This is a genomic window from Nocardioides sp. CPCC 206348 (genome assembly GCF_048654705.1).
Classification (GTDB): Bacteria; Actinomycetota; Actinomycetes; order Propionibacteriales; family Nocardioidaceae; genus Nocardioides.
The window spans coordinates 10,513-19,170 of the sequence record NZ_JBMCZA010000113.1 but is presented as its reverse complement, the minus strand read 5'-3'; the positions used below and the strand labels follow the sequence as shown (position 1 = coordinate 19,170).

At 69.5% G+C, this 8,658-nt stretch carries 4 protein-coding genes; all 4 read left to right on the top strand.

Annotated elements, in window-relative coordinates; translation table 11 throughout:
* Positions 1 to 1,481: helix-turn-helix domain-containing protein (locus ACOADB_RS06850; protein WP_378597208.1), on the top strand; the 1,481-nt coding region annotated here is incomplete at its 5' end.
* Between the two features lie 68 nt (positions 1,482 to 1,549).
* Positions 1,550 to 2,992 (top strand): 30S ribosomal protein S12 methylthiotransferase RimO, encoded by a 1,443-nt coding sequence (gene rimO, locus ACOADB_RS06845; protein WP_378597207.1) that lies wholly within the window; start codon positions 1,550 to 1,552, stop codon positions 2,990 to 2,992.
* The gene (gene pgsA / locus ACOADB_RS06840) at positions 2,989 to 3,633 is read left to right on the top strand and encodes a CDP-diacylglycerol--glycerol-3-phosphate 3-phosphatidyltransferase (RefSeq protein WP_378597206.1); all 645 of its coding nucleotides are present in this window, start codon (positions 2,989 to 2,991) and stop codon (positions 3,631 to 3,633) included. The genes rimO and pgsA overlap by 4 nt, the downstream gene beginning before the upstream one ends.
* Positions 3,634 to 3,861: 228 nt before the next feature.
* Positions 3,862 to 8,658 (top strand): ExeM/NucH family extracellular endonuclease (locus ACOADB_RS06835; RefSeq protein WP_378597205.1); only part of this gene is annotated, 4,797 nt, incomplete at its 3' end.

Here is an 8,658-nt window from a genome sequence, read left to right as displayed (position 1 = left end):
TCGTCGTTCCGCTGACGCTCGCCACCCGCGTCGTCGGCGCATCGCTGGCCTCGCTCAGCGACGTCCTCGCCGAGCTGGCGGACGGCCGCGCCGACGTGGTGGAGGTCGTTCCCGGCCTGGACGACCAACCGCAGACCCGCCGCGACGTGATCCCGAACCTCAGCGACCTCTATCGGGACGACGAGGAGATCGCCGCGGCTGCGGAGCGCCACGGGATCGCCGCCCGCGTGGCTGCCGGACTGGCCGGTGTCGACCAGGACCGTGACCTGGACCTCGACCAGGACCTCGACCAGGACCTCGACCAGGACCTCGACCAGGACGACGTTGATGATGACGACGACGTCGACGTTGACGACGACGCCCTCGCCGTGGCGGAGGTGCACCCGGCCGAGTCCGACGTGAGCCGGCTCCGCTCGCGACTGGCCCAGATCCGCGGCTGGTCGACCCAGTCCGACGATGCGGACGCCGACGTCGAGAACACCGACGAGATCGTGCTCGACGAGGACCCGTCGGACGTCGAGAACACCGACGAGATCGTGCTGCCGCCCGAAGAGCTCCGCCGCGACCCGCGCGACGGCCTGCGCGACGACTGGCACGACGACGAGGGCGGCGAGCCGCCCGCACCGGGACGCCCGACCGTGCTGTCTGCACGTGTCGAGGTCGACCGACCCGTCACGGCCCGGATGCCGCTCGATGACTCCGTGGCGACGTACGCTGCACCCGGGGACACCATGACGGTCGTGCTGGACGACCTCGCGCTGCGGCCGTCCGCGCAGCCGATCATCGGTCCGGACCTCGCTGCTGCCCGGGACCGCCTGCGGCTCACGATCGACCAGCTCTCGGACCGCACCCGGATCCGGCCCCACGTCATCGAGGCGATGGAGGTCGACGACTTCGGCCCGTGCGGTGGCGACTTCTATGCCCGCGGCCACCTGCGCACCCTGGCGCGCGTGCTCGGCGTCGACGCGGCGCCGTTGGTGGCGACGTACGACGAGACCTATGCCCACGCTCCCGTCGACCCGCGTCGGGTCTTCGAGTCCGAGCTCGCCACCGGTGCCGGCGGCGCGATCCGGAGCACCCGCGGCGGACGCAACTGGTCGGTCCTGATCGCTGCCGTGATGGGCGCGATCCTGATCTGGTCGATCGCCCGACTCGTCATGGACGGTCCGGCCCCGGTCGGCGACACCCCGGTGCTCAACCAGAGCGGCGGCATCTCCGACACCGCGGCCGCCAAGGGCGACCCGGTGAAGCTCACCCTGACGGCTGCCGGTGGCGGCGCGACGCTCAACGTGCGCGATGGCGCCGGCGAGATCGTGTTCGACGGTGCCCTTGCGTTCGGTCAGACGACCGAGCTCAGGGTCGTGCCGCCCATCCGGATCACCAGCTCCGACGGCTCGGTGACCTACGCCCTCGGCAAGAACAAGGCCAAGGCGCTGGGGGAGACCGGCGTCGACGTCGCGAAGACCCTGGTCAGCCGCTGACGCCTGCCGACGTGCGGCGGCCCGACGAATCCCGGCAGAGGGCCGTCCGCCGGTAGGCTCGTGCGGACATGACCAGCACTCCCGCCCCCGTCTCGGTTGCCCTGCTCACCCTCGGGTGCGCCCGCAACGACGTCGACTCCGAGGAGCTCGCCGGCCGCCTGGCGGCCGACGGCTTCGTCCTCGTCGACGACCCGGAGGACGCGGACACCGTCGTCGTGAACACCTGCGGGTTCGTCGACGCGGCCAAGAAGGACTCGATCGACACGCTGCTCGCCGCCTCCGACCTCAAGGAGTCGGGAAGGCCGCAGGCCGTCGTCGCCGTCGGTTGCCTGGCCGAGCGGTACGGCGAGGAGCTCGCCGACTCGCTGCCCGAGGCCGATGCGGTGCTGGGCTTCGACGACTACGAGGACATCGGCGGTCGTCTCCGCTCGATCCTCGCCGGCGACAAGCAGCACCCGCACACCCCACGTGACCGGCGCCTGCTGCTCCCGATCAGCCCGGCCGATCGCCAGGCAGTCGTCGAGCGTCCCGCCGACGCCGGCCAGGAGGTCGCGATCCCGGGTCGTTCGGCACTGCGCAAGCGGCTCGACGGTGGCCCGATGGCCCCGCTCAAGCTGGCCAGCGGCTGCGACCGGCGCTGCACGTTCTGTGCGATCCCGATGTTCCGTGGCTCGTTCGTGAGTCGCCGGCCGTCCGACGTGCTGCAGGAAGCCGCCTGGCTCGCCGAGCAGGGCGTCAAGGAGCTGTTCCTCGTCTCGGAGAACTCGACGTCGTACGGCAAGGACCTGGGCGACCTGACCCTGCTCGAGACGATGCTTCCCGAGCTCGCGGCGCTCGACGGGATCCAGCGGGTGCGGGTCTCGTACCTGCAGCCCGCCGAGACCCGCCCCGGACTGGTCAAGGCGATCGCGTCCACACCGGGCGTGGCGCCGTACTTCGACCTGTCGTTCCAGCACGCGAGCGCATCGGTGCTGCGCCGGATGCGCCGCTTCGGCGACCCGGAGAGCTTCCTGGGCCTGCTCGACCAGGTGCGCGGCCTGTCCCCGGAGGCCGGCGTGCGGTCCAATGTGATCGTCGGGTTCCCCGGTGAGACCGAGGAGGACCTGCAGACCCTGTGCGACTTCCTCGTCGCCGCCCGGATGGACGTCACCGGCGTCTTCGGGTACTCCGACGAGGACGGCACCGAGGCCGAGACGTTCGACGGCAAGCTCGACGACGACGAGATCCGCGCGCGCCTGCAGCACGTCACGGACCTGGTCACCGAGCTCACCACCGACCGTGCCGAGGAACGCATCGGCACCGTCGTCGAGGTCCTCGTCGAGGAGGTCGACCCTGACGGCACCGGTGACGGCACCGTGGAGGGCCGGGCCGCCCAGCAGGGCCCCGAGGTCGACGGAACCACCCGCATCCTGGGGGCGCCGGGAGCACGTGTGGGTGACTTCGTCCGGGCGATCGTCGTTGCAAGCGATGGCGTCGACCTGATCGCCGAACCGGTTGAAGGAGTGGCATGAGCGAGACCACTGGATCCAGTGCTCCGGTCGCGTCGGGTGACGTGAAGCCGAGCAACTGGAACGTCCCCAACGCGCTCACCACGCTGCGGATCATCCTGGTGCCGTTCTACGGCTGGGCCCTCCTGTACGACGGCGGCGAGTCCGTCCTGTGGCGCACCGTCGCCTTCGGGATCTTCTTCGTCGGCATGGTGACCGACAAGGTCGACGGCGACCTGGCCCGCAAGCACAACCTGATCACCGACTTCGGCAAGATCGCCGACCCGATCGCCGACAAGGCGATCACGGGCATGGCCTTCATCGGCCTCGCGATCATCATGGACACCTGGTGGATGTGGACGATCGCCATCGTCGTGCTGGTCCGCGAGTGGGCCGTCACCCTGCTGCGCCTCTCGGTGCTCAAGGCCGTGGTCATCGCGGCCGCGCAGAGCGGCAAGTGGAAGACCGTCGCCCAGGCGTTCGCGCTCGGCTTCCTGAGCCTGCCCCTGCTCGAGGTCAAGGGCTGGCTGGACGTGCCCGGCGAGATCACCTACGGCGTTGCGCTCGTGTTCCTCGCCGCCGCCTTCGTCCTGACCCTCTGGTCGGGCTACGAGTTCTTCCGTGACGTCTGGAAGCAGCGCCACGACATCCGCAGGGCTGTCTAGCGCGCCTGCAAGTCCTCCGTGCTGCAGGTGTCGGCGCGGTGATCCCTCCGGTCTGACCTGAGGGTTTGCACCGTTTCTTCATCAAATCGTTGCGAGAGTTTTCCTCAACCCCTTGCCACGGGTGCGGTCGGCCGACATAAGGTCAGGCTCCTTCCCCCCGTTTCGCCAGCTTTCTCGGGCACGCGTTGCGGTTGCCGCTTTGTCGACCCCACCCTCGGAAGTAGCGCGATGCGTTCAGCGAAGCAGTTCCTCTTCGGATCCCTCGGCACCGCCCTGGCCCTGACGGGCCTGAGCGCCCTGGCGCCCACACCGGTGCAGGCAGCCAGCACCGGCCTGATCATCAACGAGGTGTACGGCGGCGGTGGCTCGACCTCCGTGTCGGCTGCCTACAAGGCCGACTTCGTCGAGCTGTTGAACCGTTCGGGGGTCGCTCAGCCACTGAACGGCCTGAGCCTCCAGTACCGGAGCGGCGGCTACACGACTGGCGCCCCCAGCGTGCTCCCACTGCCGAACGTCGAGGTGCCGGCCGGCAGCAAGTACCTCGTCCAGGTGAGTACCAACCTGTGCTCGGGCGTGCCGTGCGGCGGCGCTGACGTGCCGTCGCCGGACCACTCCGGGACTGCGCTCAACATGGCGGCCGGCAGTGGCCAGGTGATGCTGGTCCAGGGAACGACCGGTATCACGACGACGGGCACGTCGATGCACACCGTCACCAATGTCATCGACTTCGTCGGCTATGGCACGGCAACGTCCTCGGAGACCGCCCCGATCGGTCCCGCGGCGGCCAACACGACCTCGGTGCAGCGCAAGAACACCACCGACGCCGACAACAACTCCACGGACTTCAACGCCCCGGCCACTCCGTCCCCCGAGGGCATGGGCGTGGTCGTGCAGCCGCTGGCGGCCACCGACCCGGGCGACAAGACCTTCAACCAGAACTCCCCGATCACGCCGATCACCCTTGCCGCGACGGGCGGCACGTCGCCGTACACCTGGGCTGTCACCAACGGCACCCTGCCTGCCGGACTGACGCTGAGCGGCAACCAGATCACCGGTACGCCGACGACGGCCACCGCAGGCCCCGTCGAGATCACCGTGACGGCCACGGACTCCGCCGTCCCGACGCCGGGGACGGCGACGGCCACCTTCACGATCACCGTCAACGCGGCGCTCGAGATCACCCCGATCGCCACCCTCCAGGGCACCGGCGCCCGCTCGCCGTTCGCTCCCGCCAGTGGCAACGGCAACGGCACGGAGGTGAAGTCGACCGAGGGCGTCGTCACCGCCGCCTACCCGGTGGGCGGCTTCAACGGCCTCTACATCCAGACCCCGGGTGCCGACACCGAAGGCGCCTCGGACGGCATCTTCGTCTACGGCGGCCCGACGAACGCCAACATCCCCGCGGGCATCCAGGTGGGCGACTCCGTGCGCGTCACCGGCCCGATCGCGGAGTTCTTCGACCTGACCCAGATCGTTCCCGGCGCTGGGGGAGTGACCGAGCTGGAGACCTCGCTCGGCACGATCACCCCGCGTGCGATCGCGTACCCGACGGCGGTCGCCGACCGTGAGGTCCGCGAGGGCGAGCTGCTCGCACCGACCGGCGACTTCACGATCACGAACGCCTTCCAGACCAACAACTTCGGTGAGGTCGGCCTCGCGTCCGGCACCGGCCCGCTCAAGCAGCCGACCGAGTTCGTCGACGACGACGACGCGGCCGGCCTCACGGCGATCGACGCCGAGAACGCCTCGCGTGCGGTCACCCTCGACGACGGCTCGACCACCAACTACCTGGCGACCCAGGCCACCAAGGCCCTCCCGGTGCCGTGGCTCACCCAGGGTGCGGGCGCCAACCCGTCCCCGCCGCGCGTCGGTGCCGGCATCACCTTCCACGCCCCGGTCGTCCTCGACTTCCGCAACAACGTGTGGAAGTTCCAGCCGCAGGGCCAGGTGACGACGAACGGCGCCGCCGTGGCGACCTTCGAGAACACCCGCGCCCAGAACATGGCGCCCGCGGACGTCGGCGGCGAGATCAAGATCGCGACGTTCAACGTCCTGAACTACTTCAACACCACCGGTGAGGCGTACGTCGCCGCCGGCCCGCTGCAGAACCCGCCGCAGAACACCCACTGCACCTACTTCACCGACCGTGGCCCGGGCGGCGACAACGGCACGGACGCCAGCGACCGCATCGGCAACAACGACTGCGGCGTGATCGGACCCGACGGCATCAAGTCCAGCAACGGACCGCGTGGGGCAGCGACCGCGGCGAGCCTCGCCCGCCAGGAGGAGAAGCTCGCCAAGGCGATCGTCGCCATGGACGCCGACGTGATCGGCCTCGAAGAGGTCGAGAACTCCATCAAGCTGCCCGGAGAGACCAACCGCGACGACGCCCTCGCGCGCATCGTCGAGCTCATCGACGCCCTGGAGCCCGCTGCCGGCTGGAAGTTCGTGAAGAGCCCCGGCGAGGCCGTCACCGCGGCCGCGGTCGGCGAGCAGGACGTGATCCGCCCGGCCTTCATCTACAAGTCCACCGCCGTGGCGACGGTCGGCCAGTCCGACATCCTGTTCGGCACCTCCGAGTTCGCCAACGCCCGCGAGCCGCTGGCGCAGGCGTTCAAGAAGGCCGGGGGGCTCGACTCCGACGCGTTCGCCGTCATCGTGAACCACTTCAAGTCCAAGGGCGACAACGCCAGCCCGGCGCCGCCGGCCACGGGCGACAACACCAACAGCCCCTACTACGGCGCCTTCAACGGCGACCGGACCCGCCAGGCCACGCGTCTCCTGCAGTTCGCCGACGACTTCGCCGCCGACCGGGGCATCGAGGCGGTCTTCCTGGCCGGTGACTTCAACTCGTACACCAAGGAAGACCCGATCCACGTCCTCGAGACGGGTGGCTTCACGCCGATCGAGTCCGACGACGCGGGCGACGAGAGCTACTCGTTCTCCGGGTTCTCCGGCTCGCTCGACCACGTGCTCGCCAACGAGGCAGCCGAGGCCCTGGTGACCGGCGCGGACATCTGGGAGATCAACGCCAACGAGGCGATCTCCTTCCAGTACAGCCGCTACAACTACAACGTCACCGACTTCTGGCAGCCGAACCTGCCGTTCGCCACCTCCGACCACAACCCCGAGGTCGTCGGTCTCGACCTGGCGGACGCCACCGAGCCGGACTACAAGGAGATCCAGGTCCTCGGGACCAACGACTTCCACGGCCGCCTGCTGCCCGACAGCGGCAACGCTGCCGGAGCAGCGCCGTACGCCACGGCGATCAAGGAGCTGCGCGAGGAGAACCCGAACACGGTCTTCGTCGCCGCCGGGGACCTCGTCGGTGCCTCGACCTTCGAGTCCTTCATCCAGGACGACGAGCCGACGATCGACGCGCTGAACGCGATGGGCCTGGAGGTCTCGGCCGCCGGCAACCACGAGTTCGACCGTGGGTACGCCGACTTCGAGGGCCGGATCCGGGACCGTGCGGACTGGGAGTACATCGCCGCCAACCTGGACTACGCCGACACGATCGCCGAGCCGGACCAGCTCGCGGAGACGTGGAAGAAGACCATCGACGGTGTCGAGATCGGCTTCGTCGGTGCCGTCACCGAGGACCTGCCCGCGCTGGTCAACCCCGCCGGCATCCAGGGAGTGACCGTGACGGACGTGGTCGACGCGACCAACGCCGCCGCCGCCACACTCAAGGCCGAGGGCGTCGACCTGGTCGTCCTGCTGGTCCACGAGGGTTCGGCCACGACCGAGTGCGGCTCGCCGAGCTTCACCGATCCCGCCACGGTCTGGGGCAACATCACCCAGAACACGTCGGCCGACGTCGACGCGATCATCTCGGGCCACACCCACCTCGCCTACAACTGCAAGTACACCGTCGACGAGTGGGTGAGCGAGGGCCGGGCCGTCACGAAGCGCCCGGTCGTCTCGGCCGGCCAGTACGGCACCAACCTGAACAAGCTGGTCTTCAAGTTCGACGGCGACAACCTCGCGGTCATCACGCAGGAGATCCTGCCGACCGCCGGTGTCGGCTACGCGCCCGACCCGGACGTGCAGGCGATCGTCGACGACGCGGTCGACTTCGCCGAGACGGCCGGCAGCGCCGTGCTCGGGCAGATGGACGGCCCGTTCAAGCGGGCGTCGTACAACCCCTCGGGCAACCCGACCGAGAACCGCGGTGGTGAGTCGACGCTGAGCAACCAGGTCGCCGAGGTCCAGCGCTGGGCCACCGACGAAGCCGGCATCGAGACCGACATCGCCTTCATGAACCCGGGCGGGCTCCGCGCGGACATGGCCGGCACGATCAACGGTGACCTGCGCGACCTCACGTTCCGCCAGGCGGCCGACGTCCAGCCCTTCGCCAACACGCTGGTGAACCTGAAGCTCACCGGAGCCCAGCTCGAGACCGTGCTGGAGCAGCAGTGGCAGCGCAACGCCCTCGGTGGCGTGCCTTCGCGGCCGTTCCTGCGCCTCGGTGTCTCCGAAGGCTTCACCTACACCTACGTCGAGACCCCCGAGACGGTCAGCGTTCCGAACGCCGCCCCGGTCAACACGTTCCGCGGCGAGGTCACGGGGATGTGGCTCAACGGTGAGCCGGTCGACGCCGCACAGGTCTACTCCGTCACTGTGAACTCGTTCCTCGGTGGTGGTGGCGACAACTTCTGGGAGCTCGCCAACGGCACCGACAAGGTGGACACCGGCAAGGTCGACCTCGAGGCGATGGTCGAGTACATGGACCAGTACGACGCCGCGAACCCGCTTCCGGTCGACTACGCCCAGCGGGCCGTCGAGATCGATCGCGGCTCCGAGGCCACGGCCGTCTACGAGCCCGGCGACCAGGTCACCTTCGACGTCGGGTCGTGGGCGATGACCGCGTCCGGCGACGCACAGGACACCGACCTGCAGGTCAAGCTCGGTGACGAGGTGATCGGTACCTTCCCCGTCAACAACACCGTCGGGGCCGCGGCGTACGACTCGTACGGCACCGCGTCGGTGTCGGTGACGCTGCCGGAGTCGATCGGCAACGGC